We start from the raw sequence: 754 nt of genomic DNA, 5'->3' as shown, positions 1-754 counted from the left end.
ATGAATAAGGTCGCCTTGCTTCCAATAGTTGGAGCATTGTAGGGCAACAGGGCCGCTAATGCCGCGATGAGTGAACAGCATGTTCTCTCGAAATGTGGTGCCGTTGGTTTCCATTGTCACGTCAACCGCTAACCCTGATAAGCGTTCAGTAAGCGCTTTGGTTTGATCGGTGAAAATGAAAGGGACTAATCCCGCTGAACGTTCTTTGAGAGGCAGGTTAAATTGTTCGGCAATATCGTAGCCAAAGCCGCTTGAACCTAGTGTAGGAATGGATAGGCCACCGGTTGCGATCACCAAGGAACGGCACGTGAAAACACCGGCGTTAGAGCGAAGTATATAGCGCTGCTCATCACTTTCGTCTAGGGTTTCGATAAACTCCACCTGGCATTTGGTTTTGATCTCGACACCGGCGTCGCTGCACTCATCGAGTAGCATCTTCAGAATATCTTTTGCTGAATTATCGCAGAACAGCTCGCCATGAGAGCGTTCATGATAAGAGATGCCATGTTTATCGACCAGGCCGATGAAGTCCCATTGGGTGTAGCGCGCAAGGGCAGATTTTACAAAGTGAGGGTTGCTGCAAAGATAGTTGCTGGGCTCTACATAGTAGTTGGTAAAGTTGCAGCGGCCGCCGCCAGACATCAATATTTTCTTGCCGACTTTATTGCTGCTGTCGAGAACCAAAACGCGCTTGCCAAGTTGACCGGCTGTTAGTGCGCACATTAAACCTGAGGCACCCCCGCCAATAATAATG

General features: G+C 49.2%; 1 protein-coding gene. It reads right to left on the bottom strand.

Going from position 1 to position 754, the window contains the following annotated elements; translation table 11 throughout:
* Window positions 1-747 (bottom strand): aminoacetone oxidase family FAD-binding enzyme (locus A3766_RS03725; RefSeq protein WP_255375278.1); only part of this gene is annotated, 747 nt, incomplete at its 3' end.
* Between the last annotated feature and the right edge of the window lie 7 nt (window positions 748-754).

It is taken from the genome of Oleiphilus sp. HI0132, assembly GCF_001635845.1.
Note: the sequence above shows the minus strand (reverse complement) of the source record. Positions and strands in the feature narration are given on the sequence as shown.